At 66.6% G+C, this 19,680-nt stretch carries 14 protein-coding genes and 2 riboswitches; of the genes, 7 read left to right on the top strand and 7 right to left on the bottom strand.

The features are described from left to right. Positions 1-3: 3 nt before the first annotated feature. From cobW to ASE69_RS01140, 5 genes are all read right to left on the bottom strand, one after another. Positions 4-1,041, bottom strand: a complete 1,038-nt coding sequence (gene cobW, locus ASE69_RS01160) for a cobalamin biosynthesis protein CobW (RefSeq protein WP_056481759.1) — start codon at positions 1,039-1,041, stop codon at positions 4-6. A 99-nt stretch (positions 1,042-1,140) separates the two neighbouring features. Beyond that, positions 1,141-1,354, bottom strand: a riboswitch (cobalamin riboswitch). A 215-nt stretch (positions 1,355-1,569) separates the two neighbouring features. After that, positions 1,570-2,619, bottom strand: a complete 1,050-nt coding sequence (locus ASE69_RS01155) for a HoxN/HupN/NixA family nickel/cobalt transporter (protein WP_235517896.1) — start codon at positions 2,617-2,619, stop codon at positions 1,570-1,572. Positions 2,620-2,800: 181 nt separating this feature from the next. Then, positions 2,801-3,018, bottom strand: a riboswitch (cobalamin riboswitch). 61 nt (positions 3,019-3,079) lie between these two features. Further along, positions 3,080-5,188, bottom strand: a complete 2,109-nt coding sequence (locus ASE69_RS01150; RefSeq protein WP_056481756.1) for a S9 family peptidase — start codon at positions 5,186-5,188, stop codon at positions 3,080-3,082. After that, positions 5,185-7,260, bottom strand: a complete 2,076-nt coding sequence (locus ASE69_RS01145; RefSeq protein WP_056481753.1) for an alpha/beta hydrolase family protein — start codon at positions 7,258-7,260, stop codon at positions 5,185-5,187. The genes ASE69_RS01150 and ASE69_RS01145 overlap by 4 nt, the downstream gene beginning before the upstream one ends. A gap of 42 nt (positions 7,261-7,302) precedes the next feature. Beyond that, a complete protein-coding gene (locus ASE69_RS01140) occupies positions 7,303-8,673 on the bottom strand; it encodes a cytochrome P450 (protein ID WP_056481751.1) in 1,371 nt (456 codons plus the stop codon). A gap of 104 nt (positions 8,674-8,777) precedes the next feature. Here ASE69_RS01140 and ASE69_RS01135 point away from each other — a divergent pair, with 104 nt between their 5' ends. Next, positions 8,778-9,557 carry an SDR family NAD(P)-dependent oxidoreductase gene (locus tag ASE69_RS01135; RefSeq protein WP_056481748.1) on the top strand — a complete coding sequence of 260 codons (780 nt, stop codon included), beginning with the start codon at positions 8,778-8,780 and terminating at the stop codon, positions 9,555-9,557. Between the two features lie 215 nt (positions 9,558-9,772). Here ASE69_RS01135 and ASE69_RS01130 read toward each other — a convergent pair whose 3' ends face one another. Both ASE69_RS01130 and ASE69_RS01125 read right to left on the bottom strand, forming a co-directional pair. Then, positions 9,773-11,392, bottom strand: coding sequence for a choline dehydrogenase (locus ASE69_RS01130; RefSeq protein WP_056481745.1), 1,620 nt, complete (start codon positions 11,390-11,392; stop codon positions 9,773-9,775). Between the two features lie 57 nt (positions 11,393-11,449). Then, on the bottom strand, positions 11,450-12,022 hold the full coding sequence (locus ASE69_RS01125; RefSeq protein WP_162236821.1) for a TetR/AcrR family transcriptional regulator: 573 nt from the start codon (positions 12,020-12,022) through the stop codon (positions 11,450-11,452). 96 nt (positions 12,023-12,118) lie between these two features. Between ASE69_RS01125 and ASE69_RS01120 the strand changes: the two genes are divergently transcribed. Genes ASE69_RS01120 through ASE69_RS01095 form a run of 6 tightly spaced genes read left to right on the top strand, consistent with a single transcriptional unit; the run spans position 12,119 to position 19,614 of the window. After that, on the top strand, positions 12,119-13,372 hold the full coding sequence (locus tag ASE69_RS01120) for an acetyl-CoA C-acetyltransferase (protein ID WP_056482927.1): 1,254 nt from the start codon (positions 12,119-12,121) through the stop codon (positions 13,370-13,372). Then, positions 13,372-14,910 carry an acyl-CoA synthetase gene (locus tag ASE69_RS01115; protein ID WP_056481739.1) on the top strand — a complete coding sequence of 513 codons (1,539 nt, stop codon included), beginning with the start codon at positions 13,372-13,374 and terminating at the stop codon, positions 14,908-14,910. Before ASE69_RS01120 ends, ASE69_RS01115 begins: the two co-directional genes overlap by 1 nt. Next, positions 14,907-16,004: an acyl-CoA dehydrogenase family protein gene (locus ASE69_RS01110; protein ID WP_056481736.1), complete on the top strand. Its 1,098-nt coding sequence runs from the start codon at positions 14,907-14,909 to the stop codon at positions 16,002-16,004. The genes ASE69_RS01115 and ASE69_RS01110 overlap by 4 nt, the downstream gene beginning before the upstream one ends. A 10-nt stretch (positions 16,005-16,014) precedes the next feature. Next, positions 16,015-17,220, top strand: a complete 1,206-nt coding sequence (locus tag ASE69_RS01105; RefSeq protein ID WP_056481733.1) for an acyl-CoA dehydrogenase family protein — start codon at positions 16,015-16,017, stop codon at positions 17,218-17,220. Beyond that, entirely contained in the window at positions 17,217-18,185 is a 969-nt protein-coding gene (locus ASE69_RS01100) for an NADPH:quinone oxidoreductase family protein (RefSeq protein ID WP_056481730.1), read from the top strand. The genes ASE69_RS01105 and ASE69_RS01100 overlap by 4 nt, the downstream gene beginning before the upstream one ends. 19 nt (positions 18,186-18,204) lie before the next feature. Further along, the gene (locus ASE69_RS01095; protein ID WP_414882900.1) at positions 18,205-19,614 is read left to right on the top strand and encodes a coniferyl aldehyde dehydrogenase; all 1,410 of its coding nucleotides are present in this window, start codon (positions 18,205-18,207) and stop codon (positions 19,612-19,614) included. The last annotated feature ends 66 nt before the right edge of the window (positions 19,615-19,680 follow it).

The following is a 19,680-nucleotide window of genomic DNA, read 5'->3' as shown; positions in this document are numbered from 1 at the left end:
GCCTCAGCCGTCCAGCGCGGCCTTGATGCGGGCCTCGTCGATCCGGTCGTGCTCGGCGATCACCACCAGTTGCGTGCGACGCGGTTCGCTTGCGCGCCAGGGACGGTCGTACTGCGTACGGACGCGCGCGCCGACCGCCTGGACGAGCAAGCGCATCGGCTTGCCGGTGACGGCGGCATAGCCCTTTACGCGGAGGATGTCGGCGCTGCGGGCGAGTGCTTCGATCTTCGCGGTCAGGTCGGCGGGGTCGGCGATTTCGCCAAGCTCGACGACGACGCTGTCGAAATCGTCATGCTCGTGGTCGTTCTCGCCGTCGTGATGCGAGGGGCGGCTGGCGATATCGTCCTCGGCCGCAGCGTTGAGGCCGAGGATCACGCGGGGATCGATGATGCCGTCGGTCAGGTCGATCACCGGGAGCGGCCGTGCGGACTCCGCGGCGATGACGGCGCGTGCCTTGGCGACGCCCTCGGGGCCGGCGAGATCGACCTTGGTCAGCAGCACGAGATCGGCGCAGGCAAGCTGATCCTCGAACACTTCCGAGAGCGGCGTCTCGTGATCGACGCTGGGGTCGGCGGCGCGTTGCGCGTCGAGCGCGGCCACGTCGGGGGCGAAGCGGCCCGCGGCGACGGCTTCCGCATCGGCGAGCGCGATGACGCCGTCGACGGTGATGCGCGAGCGGATTGCGGGCCAGTCGAACGCCTTCAGCAGGGGTTTCGGCAGCGCGAGCCCGGAGGTCTCGATCAGGATGTGATCGGGGCGCGGGTCGAGCGCGAGGAGCGCCTCCACGGTCGGGATGAAATCATCCGCCACCGTGCAGCAGATGCAGCCGTTCGCCAGCTCGATCACGTTCTCGGCCGGGCAATCGGGGATCGCACAGCCCTTCAGAATGTCGCCGTCGATGCCGAGCGTGCCGAATTCGTTGACTACGACGGCGAGGCGGCGGCCGTTCGCATTGCGGATCAGGTGGCTGATGAGCGTGGTCTTGCCGGCTCCGAGAAAGCCGGTGACGATCGTGACGGGGACCTTTGAAAGATCGGGCATTGGTATTCTCCTGCGAGCACACGCACGCACGACCATAGGGCCGCACGCGTTCGTCGCTCAGACGGAGTACCGTGCCGCGACCATCCCCTGGATCGTAGCAAGAGCGACCGTTGCGCTGGCAGGTCTCCTGGCTCGCGGGTCGAGGCTCGACGTACGCCTTCCCAGGTTTTCACCCAGTGGCTGCCCCCCTCGCGAAGGGCGTGTGCGTCTCGCTCACCGCTTACAGTTGCAGGGACAGCCGCGGCATTGGGAGGAACTCCCGCACCGCATTCCCATTCAAGCCCCGAAGGGCACCGGCGCGATCTGTGAGGTTCGGTGAAACCGAGCCTCGAGGTTTGGTTAGAGCAGTTTGGCGGGACTGCCAATTCGCATATCGCTAGTTTTCGATCCTCCCCCGCCAGGGGGGGGTGGCGCCGGAGGTGACGGAGGGGGCGGACACGGAACAAACGTGATCGCCGTCCTCCCCCTCCGTCTGGCTAGTGCCAGCCACCTCCCCCTGGCGGGGGAGGATCGAAATCGGCGGGAGCGCTATCCGTGCACGACTTCGATCTCGTCAAAGCGTTTCCAGCGGTAGATCGCGAAGCTCAGCACCCAGCAGAGGACGAACAGTCCGATGATCAAGAAGCCGAGGCCGTTGAAGTTCTCGCCGAGCGCCGTTGCGACATCCCATATGCCGCCGGTGAAGCCGAGCTTCGATCCGAGCAACGCGAGTGTCTCGATCCCGCCGATCGCGATCGCGACGATCGCGGAGATCAAGGTGATGGTTATGTTGTAGTAGAGCTTGCGGATCGGCTTCACGAACGCCCATTCATAGGCACCAAGCATGACGACGCCGTCGGCGGTGTCGACCAGCGCCATGCCGGTCGCGAACAGCACGGGGAGGACTAGGACGACACCGATCGAAAGACCGTCGGCGGCCTGGCTTGCTGAGAGGCCAAGGATCGCGACCTCCGTCGCCGTGTCGAAACCCAGGCCAAACAGGAAGCCGAGTGGCGCCATGTGCCAGCTCCGCGTGACCAGCCGGAACATCGGGCGGAACAGACGTGCGAGCAGCCCGCGGTTGCCGAGGAGGAGGTCGAGGTCCTCCTCGACATAGGTGCCGCCGCCCCGGACATGGCCGAAGGTGCGCCACACCGAGCGGAGGATGATCAGGTTCATCGCGGCGATCGTGAACAGGAACACAGCGGAGATGACGGTCGCGACCACCCCGCCGACCTGCTTGAATGCCTCGAACTGTGACAGCGCATTGGCGGTCAGTGCGATCGCGACGGCCGCGATGAGCACGATGCCGGAATGCCCGATCGCGAACCAGAAGCCGACCGCGATCGGGCGCTGACCGTCCTGCATGAGTTTCCGCGTCACATTGTCGATCGCTGCGATGTGATCCGCATCGACCGCGTGGCGCAGGCCGAGGCCCCAGGCGAGCAGCGCGGTGCCCAGCATCAGCGGTTGCGCGTGGAACAGCGAGAACGCCCAGCACCATGCGGCGATGTTGGCCGCGACCAGGCCTGCAAACATCCAGCCGATGCGTTTTCGTGTCGAAACCCGTGTCGGTCGTTCCATCGTCAAAGTCGTCATGCACAAACCCCGCAGCGTCCGACGAGGACCGGGGCCTGCCGCGAACGGCCGGGCCATGCGACGACCGGACGCCATGAGCGACCGACGCACGACGCCGATGCGGCCCCCGCCACATGGTCGTCGCTCAGCCAGTGTCACGCAGGCGGCGTTCACCGTGCCTCGGCCACCCCCTGGACCGGGACAAGAGCGACCAGACGCCGGCAGGTCTCCTGGCTCGCGGGTCAAAGCTCCTCGCCACGCCTTCCCAGGTCGTCGACCCAGTGGCTGCCCTCGCGAAAAGGGCTCGTGCGTCTCGCTCACCGCTTACAGTTGCAGGGACAGCCGCGGCATGGGACGGCAAGCCGTCCGCACCGCATTCCCAATCAAGCCCTTCCGGGCACCGACGCGATCACGGGAAACGGCTCGAAGCCGCGTCCCGCGCGATCGGTACCCTGCTTTGGGTCGCGTGCCAACGGGCGTGCTATTTCGCGAGGCCGAGCTGTTGCAGCATGAACGCCTGCCATTCCGAATTCTGGCGGTAGCGTTCGAACCGGCCGGACTTGCCGCCATGCCCCGCCTCCATGTTGACGCGGAACAGCAGCGGGTTCTTGTCGGTCTTCAGTTCGCGCAGCTTCGCGACCCACTTGGTCGGCTCGTAATATTGCACCTGGCTATCCCATAGCCCGGTGCCAACATAGAGCGCGGGATACGCCTTCGCCTTGACGTTGTCGTACGGCGAATAGCTCAGCATATAGTCGTACGATGCCTTCTGCGCGGGGTTGCCCCATTCGTCGTACTCGAACGTCGTCAGCGGGATCGACGCGTCGAGCATCGTCGTCACCACGTCGACGAACGGCACCTGCGCGATGATCAGCTTGTAGTCGGCCGGCGCCATGTTCGCGACGCCGCCCATCAGCAGCCCGCCCGCGCTGCCGCCCATCGCCGCGACGCGGTCCTTGGCGGCATATTTCTGCGCGACGAGATAGCGGGTGACGTCGATGAAGTCGGTGAAGCTGTTCTTCTTGTTGAGTAGATGGCCGTCGTCGTACCAGCCGCGCCCCATCTCCTGCCCGCCGCGGATATGCGCGATCGCGTAGATCACGCCGCGATCGAGCAGGCCGATGCGACCGGGGTCGACGCCTGGATCGCTTGAGATTCCGTAGCTGCCATAGGCGTATTGGAAGAGCGGCGCGGTGCCGTCTCGCTTGGTTCCCTTGGCGTAGACCAGCGACACGGGGATCCGCGTGCCGTCACGCGCCGGCGCCCAAACGCGTTCGGTGACGTATTTCGCAGGGTCGTAGCCCGGTACCGGGGCGACCTTCAATACGCGGCGCTCGCCGGTCATTGCGTTGACCTCGTAGGTCGTCGTCGGCGTGACGAGTGAGCCGTAGGTGTAGCGAACCCAAGGCGTCGCCGTCTCTTCATTCACCTCGAGCGCCATCCGATAGGCGGGTTCGTCCGCAGTGACCGGCGTGGACTTGCCCGCGTCGTTCAGCACCCGGATCATCCGGTTGCCGCCCTCGCGCTGGTCGATCGCGACGAACCCGTCGAACGGCTTGAAGCTCTCGATGAAGACGGTGTCGCTGGCCGGCGTCAGGTCGCGCCATGCCGCCATGCCCTTGGCCAGATCGGCGTCGGCAACGGTGACGAGCTTGTAGTTCTTGGCGTCCTTGTTGGTGCGGATGATCCAGCGATTGCCGATGTGATCCGACCTGTAGCGGAACTCGCGCGCGCGCGGCGCGACGATCGTGAAATTCGTCGGAGCGGCGGCGGGGGCGCAACGCTGCTCGTCGCTGACCGTGCTGCTCACGCCGATGCAGACGAACTCATCATCGGAGGTGCGCGAGACGTCGATCGAAAAGGTGTCGTCCTTCTCCTCGTACAGCAGGCGATCGCTGGTGGTGGGCGTGCCGAGGACGTGCGCCTTCACGCGGTAGCCACGCAGCGTGACTGGGTCCTTCTCGACGTACAGCAACGTCTTATTGTCGTCGGCCCAGACGACGTTCGGCTCGATGTTCGAGAGCGTGTCGGCGATCGTCGCGCCGGTCGCGAGGTCCTTTACCTTGAGGACATACTGGCGACGGCCTACGGTATCCTCCGCCCAGGCGACGCGGCGGTTGTCGGGGCTCACGGCCCAGTCGCTGAGCGCGAAGTAGCTGTGGCCCTTCGCCATCGCCGGCTCGTCGAACAGCGTCTCGGCGGGCGCGGTGCGGCTGCCCTTGCGGCGTTCGAGGATCGGATAATCCGCGCCGGTCTGGAACCGCGAGCCGTAATAATAGCCGTTCTTCGCGTACGGGACCGAGCTGTCGTCCTGCTTGATGTGCGAGACGGTCTCTTCGTAGAGCTTGGTCTGGAGCGGCTTCAGCGAGGCGAGTTGCGCATCGGCATACGCATTCTCCGCGGCGAGATAGGCGAGCATCTCCGGGTTCTTGCGGATGTCGTCGCGCAGCCAGTAATAATCGTCCTCGCGCGCACCGTTGGGCGAGGTCACCTGGAACGGCTTCTTCGCAACGCGCGGCGGCTGGACCTGTGCGACCGCCGCGCTCGAGACCAGCGCCACGCCGGCCAGCAACATGTATCGTATCGTCATTGTGCTGCTCCCTGTGCCGGCATCGTTGCGACTGCCGGCTTCCGGTATCGATCGAACCAGGCGATGATCGCCGACGCCTTCGCGGCCGACTGCGACGGGCGGGCGGCAAGGCCACCGTGGCTCGCGCCCGGCACCTTGACCAGCGCGGTCGGTACGCCGCGGATCTGAAGCGCCGCGTAATATTGCTCGGATTCGCTGACCGGCGTCCGGTAATCGTCGCCGCCGACCACCACCAGCGTCGGTGTCTTGACGTTGCCGACCAAGCTCAGTGGCGAGCGGTTCCAATAGCTCATCGGATCCTCCCACGGCAGCTTGGTGAACCAGTAGCGCGAGGTGAACAGCGTGTTGTCCATCGTCAGCGCCTCGCTGATCCAGTTGATTACCGGCTTTTGTGTTGCGGCGGCCTTGAACCGGTCGGTCTTGCCGACGATCCACGCGGTCAGCAGCCCGCCGCCAGAACCGCCGGTTACGAACAGGTTTTCCGGATCGGCGGTGCCGTCCTTAATCGCCGCGTCGACCGAGGCGATCAGGTCGTCATAATCGGCGGCCGGGTAGGTCTTGTCGATCAGGTTGGCGAACTCGGCCCCGTAGGAGGTCGAGCCGCGCGGGTTGGTCCAGAGCACGGCGTACCCGGCCGCGGCGTAGAGCTGCATGTCGGTGGCGAAACCGGGGCCGTACGCGGCGTTCGGGCCGCCATGGATCTCGAGGATCAGCGGCACGCGCTGGCCTGCGGCACGGCCCGGCGGGGTGGCGAGCCAGGCGTCGATCGGTCGACCGTCGGGCGCGGTCACCGCGATCTTGCGGACCTGCGCGAGCGCCTTCGATCCGGTCAGCACCGCGTTGAGCGTCGTCAGGCGACGCGGCTTCCCGCCCGCCAGCACCCAGACGTCGGCAGGCGTGCTCGCGTTGCCGCCGGTATAGGCGATCGTGCCGCCCTTCGAGACCGAGAACTCGCCGCCGGTATAGGGCCGGTCGAGCCCGCCGCCCGCGACATTGTCGATCAGCGGCGTGACGCGGCCATCGACACCGACGCGCGCGACGCGGCGCTGGCCGTGATCGTCGTAGCTCGCATAGAGGCTGCGGCCGTCGGCGGACCACACCGCGTCCTCGATCGCCCGGTCGAGCGTGGCGGTCAGCGAGCGCGGCGAGGCGGCATCGCGGTCGCCGACATAGAGCTGCGTATTCTCGTAGCTGCGGCGCTTGTCGTCAAAGCCGAGCCACGCGATCTTGCTGCCGTCGGGCGACACGCGCGGCTGGGCGTCGGGGCCGTCACGTGTCGTAAGCGTCCGCATCGCGCCGCTCGCTGCATCGACCGCGATCACGTCGGAGTTCATCACCTGGCGGTCGGCGGCGGGTCCGCGGATCGCGGCGAAGACGATGCTGCGGCCGTCGGGCGTCCACGACAGCGGGCCGCCATCGTCGAACTTGCCGTATGTGAGCTGCCGAGCCGCGCCCCCATCCGCGCCGACCACGAACAGATGGTCGTAGCCAGGCTTCACATAGCCGGGCCCGTCGTTGCGATAATTGACGCGGTCGATGATCGTCAGCGGCTCGGCCCATTTCGCGCCCTCGGGCTTGGGCGGCTGCGTGCCGAGCTTGGTCCCCTCGCCCGCCACCGTTGCGATATAGGCGAGCTTGGTCCCGTCCGGCGACCAGGCGAGCGCCTGCGGATCACCGGGGAAACTCGTCACGCGCGCGCTTTGCGCACCGCCGATCCAGTGTACGAACAGCTGCGATCCTTCGCCGTCGCGCGCGGCATAGGCGATCCTTGCCCCGTCGGGTGACCAGCGCGGGCTGCTGCCGTCGGTGGCGAACGGCGTCTGGCGACCGCTCGCGACGTCGATCAGCCACAGCGAGGACTGCATCTTGTCGGTCATCACGTCGCCGGTGCGGCGGACATAGACGATCGTCTTGCCGTCCGGACTGATCTGCGGATCGGCCGCGATCGTCAGCCCGAACAGGTCGCTCCCGGTGAAGCTCCGCGTCGGGCCGTCGGGCACCGGGGCGGCCGGTTGTTGCTGGGCATAGGCCGGCGTCGCCGCGAGCAGGAGGAGGGCAAGGGTCAAGCGCAACGAACGGCTCCTTCGAATGAACCGCGCGAGGATGACACACTATTACGGGGTGGCAAGCGGTACGAACGTAACCGGCAAACCATCCTTCGGCCGCGGGATCGGGAAGACCTGCCACGCGTCGCCGCTGCCCGCCGCCGCCTCGATCCGGTAGCGCGTGAGCAGATGCGCGATCAGCAGCCGCATCTGCATCGTCGCGAAGTGCAAGCCGATGCACATGTGTGCGCCGCCGCCGAACGGCACCCACGCGAACCGGTGGCGGCCCTTCGACGCCTCGGGCGTGAAGCGGAACGGGTCGAACCTGTCGGGATCGGGCCAGTGCTCCGCCATTCGGTGCGTATAGGTGATGGCGGTGTTGACGCTCGTACCTGCGGGGATATCGAAACCACCGAAGCTGAAATCCTTGAGCGCGCGGCGTGGGATCGACGGGACGGGCGGCATCATCCGCAGCGATTCCTTGAACGCGTATTCGGTGAGGACGAGCCGATCGAGCTGCTCGGTCAGCGGCACGTCTGGGTCGAGCGCAGCGACCTCTTCGCGTAGCCGCTCCTGCCATTCCGAGTTGCGCGCGAGCAGCATGACCAGGCTGGTCGCGGACGAGGTGATCGTGTCGTGCGCGGCCATCATCAGGAAATTCATGTGGTCGGCGATCGCCAGCGCGCTCAGCGGCGCGCCGTCGTCATCGGTCGTGCGACAGAATTGCGAGAAGAAATCCTGGCCGTCGCCGCTCCGCCGCGCGGGGATCTCGCGCTCGAAGAAGTCGACCAGATAGGCGCGGGCACGCACGCCCTTGCGCATCTGTGTGCCGGGCCAGGGCTTGCGGATCGGCGAGACGCTCGCCTGCACCTCGTCGACGAACGCCTGGTTGATCCGGTCCGCCTCCGCGCCGAGCGGCACGCCAAGGAAGCTGGTCGCGGCGAGATCGAGCGTGAGCTTCTTCACCACATCGTAGAAGCGCAAGGTCTGCCCGGCCCAGCCGCCGATCGCGGACTCGATCCCGTCATCGAGTTCGGTCGCATAATGCCGCATCGGTTCCGGCTTGAACGCAACCAACAACGCCTTGCGGTCGGCGCGGTGCTTGTCGAAATCCATCAGCATCAGGCCGCGCGGGAACAGCATGTTGAGGAGCGGCCCCCAGCCCTGTTCGGACGAGAAGATCTTGTCGCGATCGAACAGCACCAGTTCGTTCGCATCGGGACCGAGGAGGTTGACGCCGGTCCCGCCGAGCGCGCGATTGCGATAGATCGGGCCGTACCGCGCCGCCATGCCTTCCGAGAACGCGATCGGATCGGCCAGCAACTTGAACGTGTTGCCGACGAACGGCAGGCCGTTGCTCCCCGGAATATGATCGAGCGCACCCTTGGGCTGGCGCGGAAGCCAGTGCGGGCTGGCGTTCTGCAACATGGCGTGGCTCATCGTCGGATCCTCAGCGACATGCCGGCTTGGCAAGCCTCGAATACCGGCATAACTAATGTTCTGCAACCGGGGCGCGGATCCCAGGGCTTTGACAGGAGAGATGCATGGACCTCGCAAACACTGCTGCCGTCGTGACCGGCGGCGCGTCGGGCCTGGGTGCCGCCACGGCGCGCGCGCTGGCCGCCAAGGGGGTGAAAGTGGCGATCTTCGACCTGCAGGCGGACAAGGGGGAAGCGCTCGCGGACGAGATTGGCGGGCTGTTCTGCAAGGTCGATGTCACGTCCGACGACAGCGTCGATGCTGGGTTCGCAGCGGCGCGCACGGCGCACGGCCAGGAGCGGATCCTGGTCAATTGCGCGGGCACGGGCAATGCGGCAAAGACCGCGGGACGATCGAAGCAGGATGGATCGATCAAGCATTTTCCGCTCGATGCGTTTGATCGGATCATCCAGATCAATCTCGTCGGCACGTTCCGTTGTCTCGCGAAGTCGGCGGCGGGGATGCTGACGCTCGAGCCTGGCGACGACGGCGAGCGTGGGGCGATCGTCAACACCGCGAGTGCTGCGGCGGAGGACGGCCAGATGGGGCAAGCCGCCTATTCGGCCTCGAAGGCGGGGGTGGTCGGCATGACCCTGCCGATCGCGCGCGATCTGATGAGCGAGGGGATCCGGGTGAATACGATCCTGCCGGGGATTTTCGACACGCCTTTGCTGGCCGCCGCGCCGCAGCAGGTGCGCGATGCGCTGGCGGCTTCTGTGCCGTTTCCGAAGCGGCTGGGCCGGCCCGAGGAGTTTGCGGCGCTGGCGCTGACGATGATCGAGTGTGGGTATTTTAATGGGGAGGATGTGCGTCTGGATGGCGCGATCCGGATGGCGCCGCGGTGAGATAGACCGCCCCCCTTCCACGCCAAAGGCGGCAAAGGGTCAAAACGTTCCGTCCAGGTGAACGCGACCTGCTAATCCTCCCCCGCCAGGGGGAGGTGGCTGGCGCTCGCCAGACGGAGGGGGAGGAAAGCGAAACGCCGGCTCCGTGTCCTCCCCCTCCGTCACCTGCGGTGCCACCTCCCCCTGGCGGGGGAGGATGCAAATACCGACCGCCCTCAAGCCGCGCGCGCCAACTGCCGTCCCTTGATCATGTCCGCTGCCTTTTCCGCGATCATGATCGTCGGCGCGTTGGTGTTCGATCCGATCAGCGTCGGCATCACCGACGCATCCACCACCCTCAGTCCCTGCAAGCCGCGCACCGCCAACGTCGCATCGACCACCGCCAGCTTATCGTCCGCGGTCCCCATCTTGCACGTCCCCACCGGGTGGTAGATCGTCTCAGCCGTCCGCCTTACCCAGGCGTCGATCTCGTCGTCGGTGCGGACGTCCTCGCCCGGCGACAACTCCCCCGCCCGGTATGGATCGAGCGCCGCCTGCCGCGCGACATCGCGACCGATCCCGACACAGGCCCGCATCACTCGGCGATCCTCCGCGGTCGCGAGATAGTTCGCGACGATCGTCGGATCGGCGAACGGATCGGCGGAGCGCAACCCGATCCGTCCGCGACTCTGCGGCCGCAACTGGCAGAGATGCAGCGTGAAGCCGTCCTCGGTTGCCTTCACCTTGCCGTGATCCTGCATGATCGCGAGCACTGCGTGGATCTGCACGTCGGGCCGCGACAGCCCCTCGCGCGACGACACGAACGCACCCGCTTCGAGGAACTGCTGCCGCCCCGCGCCCTTGCCGCGCAACAGGTAATTGAGCCCTACGCCGATCATCCCGACGCCCTTGGTCATCGCATAGCCGGTGCGCAGCCCGCGCGATTTCCAGTTCATCACGACATCGAGATGGTCCTGCAAATTCTCGCCGACGCCGGGCAGCGCGTGCACCACGCCGACACCCGCCGCGGTCAGCCGGTCCGGATCGCCGATCCCCGATAGCTGAAGGATATGCGGCGACTGCACCGCGCCCGCGCATAGCAGCACTTCGCGCGTGGCGGTCACCGACTCCGCGCGCGCACCTTTGTCGAGCACGTAATCGACGCCGGTCGCACGTCCCTTGTCGATCCGGATCCGCGTCGTCCGCGCGCCGGTGACGCAGGTCAGGTTGCGCCGCGACAATACCGGGCGCAGATACGCCGCCGCGGTGCTCCAGCGCTTCCCGTCCGCGACGGTCAGGTCGTAGCGCCCGAAGCCCTCCTGGCTCGCGCCGTTGAAATCCTCGGTCACCGGATAGCCCGCCTGCCGTCCCGCCTCGACCAGCGCGTCGTAAAACGGGCTGTCGGACTCGCCGCCCGAGATCGTCAGCGGCCCGCTGCCGCCATGCAGGTCGCACTCGCCGCGATGATGCCCCTCAAGCCGCCTGAAATACGGCAGCACGTCGTCGAACGACCAGCCGGGCAAGCCCATCTGCCGCCACTCGTCATAGTCCTGCGGATGGCCCCGCGTGTAGATCATGCCGTTGATCGACGAACTGCCGCCCAGCCCCTTGCCGCGTGGCCACCACAGGCGACGGTTGTCGAGATGCGGCTCGGGCTCGGTCGAAAAGCCCCAGTTGCTCGCGTTCTTGCTCTTGATGAGTTCGCCGACGCCCGCGGGCATTCGCACCAGCACGCCGTCGTTGCGTCCGCCCGCCTCGAGTAGCAGCACGCTCACCGCCGGATCCTCGGTCAGTCGCGCGGCGAGCACGCAGCCGGCCGAGCCCGCGCCGATAATTACGTAGTCATACGTCTGCATGCCCGCATCCTCTTGTTCGCGCTCCGCTTTTTTACGGAGTCGCGTCAGTCCACTACGCTAGCGCTCGCACAGCAGTGTCAGCAATCCCTCTCGAACGACGCTGCGCTCAATCCCTTCGGCGGCATGGACCTGACTGAGGCCGATCGCCAACAGCGCATAGCTGCGAATCCCCGCCTCGGCAGGCTCGAAGCCATGCGCAACGAGCTGCTCGACGAGGAACGCCATCACCGTGTCGTCATGCTCGCGGATCGCCGCGGCCACCCGCGCGTCGCTTTTCGCCCAGGCCCGCATCGCCAAGGCCAGCTGCGCCATGTCGTGGTCGCGAACATGATCCGCGAATGCGCGGATCCGCTCGACCGGTGGAAGCTCCGAGGCGGACAGCGTGACGATCAACGGATCGATATGCGCCTCGACGAAATACCCCGCGAGTGCCGCATGATATCCATCGAAGTCTTTGAAATGATGGTAGAAGCTTCCCGTTGACGCACCAAGCGCCTGCGCCAGGCCGCGAAGCTTCAGCGCGCGGAGCCCGCCATTCTTCAGCAACTGCAAGCCGATTTCCAACCAGTCGCGCGGCGCCAGATCTGCGCGTGGTGCCGCCCCGTCTTCCAACAATACCCTGCTTGACAAGCCATTCCCCATAACGAATGTTACGTCGTACCGAAGCCGGACGCAATCCGGCATCAGGCACCACGACCGAACCGGCGGGTGCAACAGGAGAGCGATGTGGCCGAGGCACTGATCATCGACGCCGTCCGTACCCCGCGCGGTATCGGCATGACCGGCAAGGGCGCGCTTGCGCACATGCACCCCCAACATCTCGCCGCGACCGTCCTGAAGGCGATTGCCGAGCGAAACAAGCTAGATACCGCCGATGTCGACGACATCATCTGGTCGACCTCGACTCAGCGCGGCGAGCAGAGCGGCGATCTCGGGCGGATGGCGGCGCTCGATGCGGGGTATGACGTGAAGGCGAGCGGGACGACACTCGACCGGTTCTGCGGCGGTGGGATTACGGCGGTAAACTTCGCCGCGGCGCAGATCATGAGCGGGATGGAAGACCTCGTGATCGCTGGCGGCACCGAGATGATGTCGCTGACCACGACGATGATGCAGGACGACATGGCGGCGGGCAAGCGCCCGCTCGGGATCGGTTCGGGCAACGCACGGCTAGACGCGGCGCATCCGCAATCGAACCAGGGCATCTGCGCCGACGCGATCGCCAGTATCGAGGGGATCGACCGCGAAACGCTCGAAGCGCTCGGGCTCGAAAGCCAGCGCCGCGCTGCGGTGGCGATCGCGGAAGGGCGGTTCGATCGCAGCCTCGTCCCCGTCACCGACGATACCGGCGCACTGGTGCTCGAAAAGGACGAATATCCACGGCCCGACACCACCGCCGAGGGGCTCGCCGCGCTGCGCCCTTCGTTCGCCGGGATCGCCGACATACCGCTCGACGACAAGGGCACGACGTATCGCAAGCAGATCAACCGCCGCTATCCCGGCCTCGAAATCGCGCACGTTCATCATGCCGGCAATTCGTCGGGCGTGGTCGATGGCGCCGCCGCCGTGCTGCTTGCAAGCGCCGATTATGCCGCCAAGCACGGGCTGAAGCCTCGCGCGCGGATCGTCGCGATGGCGAACATGGGCGACGATCCGACGCTGATGCTCAACGCCCCCGTTCCCGCGGCGCGAAAGGTGCTGGCGAAGGCCGGGCTGACGGTCGACGATATCGACCTGTGGGAGATCAACGAGGCGTTCGCGGTGGTCGCGGAGAAGTTCATCCGCGACCTGAAGCTCGACCGCGACAAGGTGAACGTCAACGGCGGGTCGATCGCGCTCGGCCATCCGATCGGCGCGACCGGGGCGATCCTGATCGGCACGATATTGGACGAGCTCGAACGCCGTGACCTGAAGCGCGGGCTCGTGACGATGTGCGCGGGCGGCGGGATGGCGCCGGCGATCATCATCGAGCGCGTCTGATGCATCCCGTCGCGCACGCGCTGACGACCCCCGAGAAACCCGCCTATATCATGGCGGCGACGGGCGAGACGGTGACGTATCGCGACCTCGACGAACGGGCGAACCAGGGCGCGCATCTGTTTCGGTCGCTCGGGCTGAAGCGCGGCGAGGGCATCGCGGTGCTGATGGACAATTCGCCGCGCTATCTGGAGGTGATGTGGGCTGCCGAACGCACCGGCGTCTATTGCACGTGCCTCTCGTCGAAACTGACCGCGGCAGAGGCAGCGTACATCATCGGAGATGGCGACTGCCGCGTGCTGATCGCGAGCAAGGGTTGCACAGAGGTGGCAGCGGCCTTGGTTCCGATGCTCGACGACGTGCGCCGCTACGTCGTCGACGGCGCGATCGACGGATACGCGTCCTACGAAGCGGTGCGCGACGCGAAACCCGCCACGCCCATTGCCGATCCCTCGCCCGGCGGTATCCTGCTCTATTCGTCGGGCACCACCGGCAAGCCGAAGGGCGTTAAGCACGCGCTGTCGGACGAGCCGTTCGGCACCAACGTCTCGCCCCTCGTGATGCTCGGCAAGGGGCTGTACGGGTTCACGCCCGAGATGGTCTATCTCTCGCCCGCGCCGCTCTATCACGCGGCGCCACTGCGCTGGTCGATGGCGGTGCATCAGGTTGGTGGCACCGTCGTCGTGATGGAGCATTTCGACCCGGAAGCCGCGCTTGCCGCAATCGAACGGTTCCACGTCACGCATGCGCAATGGGTACCGACGCACTTCATCCGCCTGCTCAAACTGCCGCCCGAAGTCCGCGCGCGCTACGACGTATCGTCGTTGAAGGCGGTATGGCACGCCGCGGCCCCCTGCCCGCTCCCGGTCAAGCAGGCGATGATCGACTGGTGGGGGCCGATCATCGGCGAATATTACGCCGGTACCGAAGGCAACGGGTTCTGCGCGATCTCCAGCGCGGAATGGCTAACGCACCAGGGTTCGGTCGGCCGCAATCTTACCGCGCAGACGATGATCTGCGATGAGGATGGCAACGCATTGCCACCGCGTGCCGAAGGCGACGTGTATTTCGCGGGCGGCGGCGCGTTCGAATATCACAACGACCCCGCCAAGACCGCGGAAGCCGCCAACGCACACGGCTGGACGACGCTCGGCGACGTCGGCTGGCTCGACGAAGAGGGCTATCTCTACCTCACCGACCGCAAGAGCTTCATGATCATCTCGGGCGGCGTCAACATCTATCCGGCCGAAATCGAGAACCTCCTCGTCACCCACCCAAAAGTTGCCGACGTCGCGGTGATCGGCGCGCCCGACGACGAGATGGGCGAGCAGGTGGTGGCGATCGTCTGCCCTGCCGACCCGTCCGAAGACCGCGTGCAGCTCGCCGCCGAACTCAGCGCCTTCGCCCGCGCGAACCTCAGCCATGTGAAGGCGCCGCGCCGGATCGATTTCCGCGAGACGCTGCCGCGGCACGAGACGGGCAAGCTCTACAAGCGCCTGCTCCGCGACGAATATTGGGCGCATTCGAAGGAGTCCGCATGAACTTCGATTATTCCGACGACCAGAAATTCCTCAAGGACGAAGCGCGCAAATTCCTGGCCGCGCACTGCGGCAGCGACCGTGTCCGCGCGGTACTCGACGATCCCGCCAAGGCCTATGACATGGAGCTGTGGAAGGCGGTCGGCGCACAAGGCTGGCTCGGCGCGGCGATCCCCGAGGAATTCGGCGGGTTAGGCCTCGGCCATATCGAACTCTGCGCGATCGCCGAGGAACTCGGCCGCGCCTGCGCACCAATCCCGTTCGCGTCGACCGTCTACTTCGTCGCCGAGGCGCTGATGCTGTACGGCAGTGACACCCAGAAGGTCCGATGGCTGCCGAGGATCGCGGCGGGCGACGTCATCGGCGCGTTCGCAACCTCCGAAGGCGCCGGCCCGGTCACCGCACGATCGATCCGCACCACCGTCGCCGGTGGAAAACTTACCGGTGAGAAGATTCCCGTCACCGATGGCGACGTCGCCGACCTGATCGTCGTCCTCGCCCGCGACGGTCTTTACCTTATAGAAAAGGGCGCTGGCGTCACAGCGGAAGTCCTCGAAACACTCGACCCGACTCGCAGCGCCGCCCGACTCACCTTCACCGACGCCCCGTGCGAGAAGCTCGGCACCGACGACGGCATCGCCGCGATGCAGGCGGTGTTCGACCGCGCCGCCGTCCTCCTCGCGTTCGAGCAGCTCGGCGGCGCGGATCGCTGTCTCGAGATGGCGAAGGGCTACGCGCTCGATCGCTACGCGTTCGGCCGACAGATCGGCGGCTACCAAGCGATCAAGCACAAGCTCGCCGACATGTACGTGAAGAACGAACTCGCGCGCTCGAACGCCTATTACGGCGCATGGGCGCTGAACGCGGGCGCCGCCGAACTGCCGCTCGCCGCCGCGACCGCGCGGGTCGCCGCCTCCGACGCCTACTGGTTCGCGTCGAAGGAGAACATCCAGACGCATGGCGGGATGGGCTTCACCTGGGAGTCCGATTGCCACCTCTATTACCGCCGCTCGCGCCAGCTCGCGCTCGTCGCCGGCAGCCCCGCCGCGTGGCGCGAACGCCTCGTCGGCCAACTCGAAATGCGCAACGCCGCCTGAAAGGACGAGCATGGACTTCAAGGACAGCGACGCCGAAGCCACGTATCGCGCCGCCGCGCGCGACTGGCTCGATGCGAACATCGCCGAGCATGCCGCCGGTCACTACCCCGACGACATGACCAAGGCGAAGGCATGGCAGGCGCGGAAAGCGGCCGGCGGCTATGCGTGCATCACCTGGCCGCAGGAATGGGGCGGCGGCGGCGGCACGCCGATCGAAAGCGTCATCTTCGGCCAGGAAGAGGCGAAACACGCGGTCGACGGCGGCTATTTCACGATCGGCCTCGGCATGTGCGTGCCGACCGTGATGGCCTATGCCGACGACACGACCAAGCACCGCTTCGTCGGCCCCGCGGTGCGCGGCGACGAGATCTGGTCGCAGCTCTTCTCCGAACCCGCCGGCGGCTCCGACGTCGCCGCGATCCGCACGCGCGCGGTGCGCGACGGCGACGACTGGGTGATCAACGGCCAGAAGCTCTGGACCTCGGGCGCGCATTACAGCGACTATGGCATCGTTCTCGTTCGTACCAATCCCGACGTCCCCAAGCATCAGGGCCTGACGATGTTCTGGCTCGACCTGAAGGCACCGGGGATCGAGATCCGCCCGATCCACCAGATGTCCGGCGGGTCGAGCTTCAACGAAGTCTGGTTCGAGGACGTCCGGATCTCCGACGCGCAACGGCTCGGCCCGGTCGACGGCGGCTGGAAAGTCGCGCTGTTCACGCTGATGAACGAGCGTCTCGCGATCGGCACGAGCGGCGGCGTCGGCCCCGAGGACATTCTCGCCTTCGCCGCCCAGGCCAATGGCGCAGACGGCCCGCTGCTGAAGGACGCCGCGTTTCGCCAGACGCTCGCCGACTGGTGGGTGCAATCTGAGGGCCTGCGCAACACCCGGATGCGGACCATCACCGCGCTGTCGAAGGGACAGGTGCCCGGTCCCGAAAGCTCGATCGGCAAGATCGTCGCCGCCAACCAGTTGCAAGCGATCGGCAACACCGCGGTCGAGGCGGGCGATCAATACGGCATCATATCCGCCCCCGCGCTCACGCCGCTGAAAGGCGCGTTCCACGCCGCGACGATGTGGGCACCAGGCCTGCGCATCGCCGGCGGCACCGACGAGATTCTCAAGAACATCATCGCCGAACGCGTCCTCGGCCTTCCCGGCGAAATCCGCGTCGACAAGGATCAGGCGTTCCGGGACCTCCCGGTCGGCGCGTGAGAGCGGTACGCGTCTCAGCGCTGTCGGCGGACCTGTCGGGCGTGGCGCTCGACGACATACCCGAGCCGAAGCGGTCGCCGGGCCAGTTGCTTGTGCGGATGCGTGCGACTTCGCTCAACTATCCGGACTTGCTGATGACGCGCGGCGAGTATCAGCTGAAACCGCCGCTCCCGTTCGTCCCGGGCATGGAAGTCGCGGGCGACGTGATCGAAGCGGATGCAGCTAGCGGTTTCGCTCCCGGTGACCGGGTGGTGTGCGGCACGAGGCTCGCCGCGTTCGCCGAGATCGTCGCGTGCGATGCCAGCGCCGCCCGCCTCATTCCCCCGCGCCTCGACTATGTGACGGCAGCCTCGATCGGCGTCGCCTACCTGACCGCCTATGTGGCGCTCGTCCGCCTGGGTACACTCGCGACCAACGACTGGGTGTTGGTCCACGGTGCTACCGGCGGCGTCGGGCTTGCCGCGGTCGATCTCGCGCAAGCCCTGGGCGCGCGCGTGATCGCCACGTCGCGCTCGTCTGAGAAGTTGCAGGTCGTTGCCGACACGTACGCACCCGCCGTAACCTTGCCCGCACCCGGCTTTCGAGAAGCGGTGCGCGACCTGACCGGCGGGGGCGCGGATATCGTCGTCGATCCCGTGGGCGGCGACGTGTTCGACGAGTCGACGCGCTGCATCGCATTCGGCGGACGCCTGATGGTCGTCGGGTTCGTCTCGGGCCGGATCGCGACGCTGCCGACCAACATCGCGTTGATCAAAGGCTTTTCCGTCATCGGCGTCCGCGCCGGCGAATATGCCCGCCGCTACCCGCGGCTCGGCACGGAGAACCTCGATGCGATATGGGCGATGGCGGGCGAAGGTCGCCTCCGCCCCCGCGTCCATGCCATATATCCCCTGGCCGAATGGCGGGACGCGTTTGCCGCCATGGCTGCCGCAACGCATGTCGGCAAGATCGTGCTCGTGCCCTGAAGGACCGCCAATGACCGATATGCAGACTATCCTCGCCGGCCAGCGTGATGCGTTCATGGCCGAGCTGCCCGTGACCAAAGCCGTCCGCCTCGATCGGCTCAAGCGTGCGGCGGCGATGGTTCGGGACAATGCTGCGGCGTTCTGCGACGCGGTGTCGGAGGATTTTGGGCACCGTAGCCGCGAGCAGACTATGATCACCGATATCGGCGCTTCGCTTGCGCCCATCGCGCATGCCGCGAAGCATCTCGATCGGTGGTTGCGGCGGGAGCGGCGCGCGGTCCAGTTTCCACTGGGGCTGCTCGGGGCGAGGGCGTGGGTCGAGTACCAGCCCAAGGGCGTCATCGGCATCATCGCGCCATGGAATTTCCCGGTTAACCTCCTGATGGCGCCGCTCGCATGCGTGCTCGCCGCGGGCAATCGCGCCATGGCGAAGACGAGCGAGTACACGCCCGCGACGGCCGCGCTGTTCGAGGAGGTCGTGCCGAAGTATTTTGCGCAGGACGAATTTGCCGTCATTTCGGGCGGTGCGGATGTCGGGAAGGCGTTCGCCGCGCTGCCGTTCGACCACCTGATCTTCACCGGCGCAACTGCGATCGGTCGCCATATCCTCCATGCCGCCGCCGACAATTTGACGCCCGTCACGCTCGAACTGGGCGGCAAGTCGCCCGTCATCCTCGGGGCGTCGGCGGATATCACGCGTGCCACCGAACGCGTGACGCTCGCCAAGATGATGAACGCCGGTCAGATCTGCCTCGCGCCCGATTACCTGCTCGTGCCCTCCGCAAACGAGGCGCAGGTCGTCGACGGCATCAAGGCGGCGGCGAGCGCAATGTACCCTACGCTGCTCGCTAACGCCGACTATACGTCGGTGGTCAACGATCGCCACCACCAGCGACTTACCGACTGGATCGCCGACGCTAAGGCCAAGGGCGCGACGGTCGAGGTCGTGAACCCCGCCAACGAGGATTTCGGCGCCGCCAATTCGCGGAAAATGCCGCTGCACATCGTCCGCGACGCGACCGACGACATGATCGTGATGCAGGAGGAGATCTTCGGCCCGGTCCTGCCGATCCGCCGCTACGACGGCATCGACGACGCTATCGCGCAGGTGAACCGCCGCGACCGGCCGCTCGCGCTCTATTATTTCGGCACCGATGACACTGAGCGCCGGCGGGTGATGGACCGGACGATTTCGGGCGGCGTGACGTTGGACGACGTGATCTTCCACGTCTCGATGGAGGACCTTCCCTTCGGCGGCAGCGGACCGTCGGGGATGGGGGCCTATCACGGCATCGACGGCTTCCGCACGTTCAGCCATGCGCGGGCGGTCTACAAGCAGTCGAAGTTGGACGTCGCCAAGATTGCCGGGCTCAAGCCGCCTTATGGCGCGGCGGCGGCGAAGACGATCGCGCGGATGATGCGGGGGTGATGGCCTTCGTGACTGGCACACGTGCCCTCACCCTTCCCGCAGCCAAGTAGCCGCGGGCCCCTTCTC

This window comes from Sphingomonas sp. Leaf208, from assembly GCF_001421415.1.
GTDB lineage: Bacteria > Pseudomonadota > Alphaproteobacteria > Sphingomonadales > Sphingomonadaceae > Sphingomonas.
This window is presented reverse-complemented; position numbering and strand designations above follow the sequence as displayed.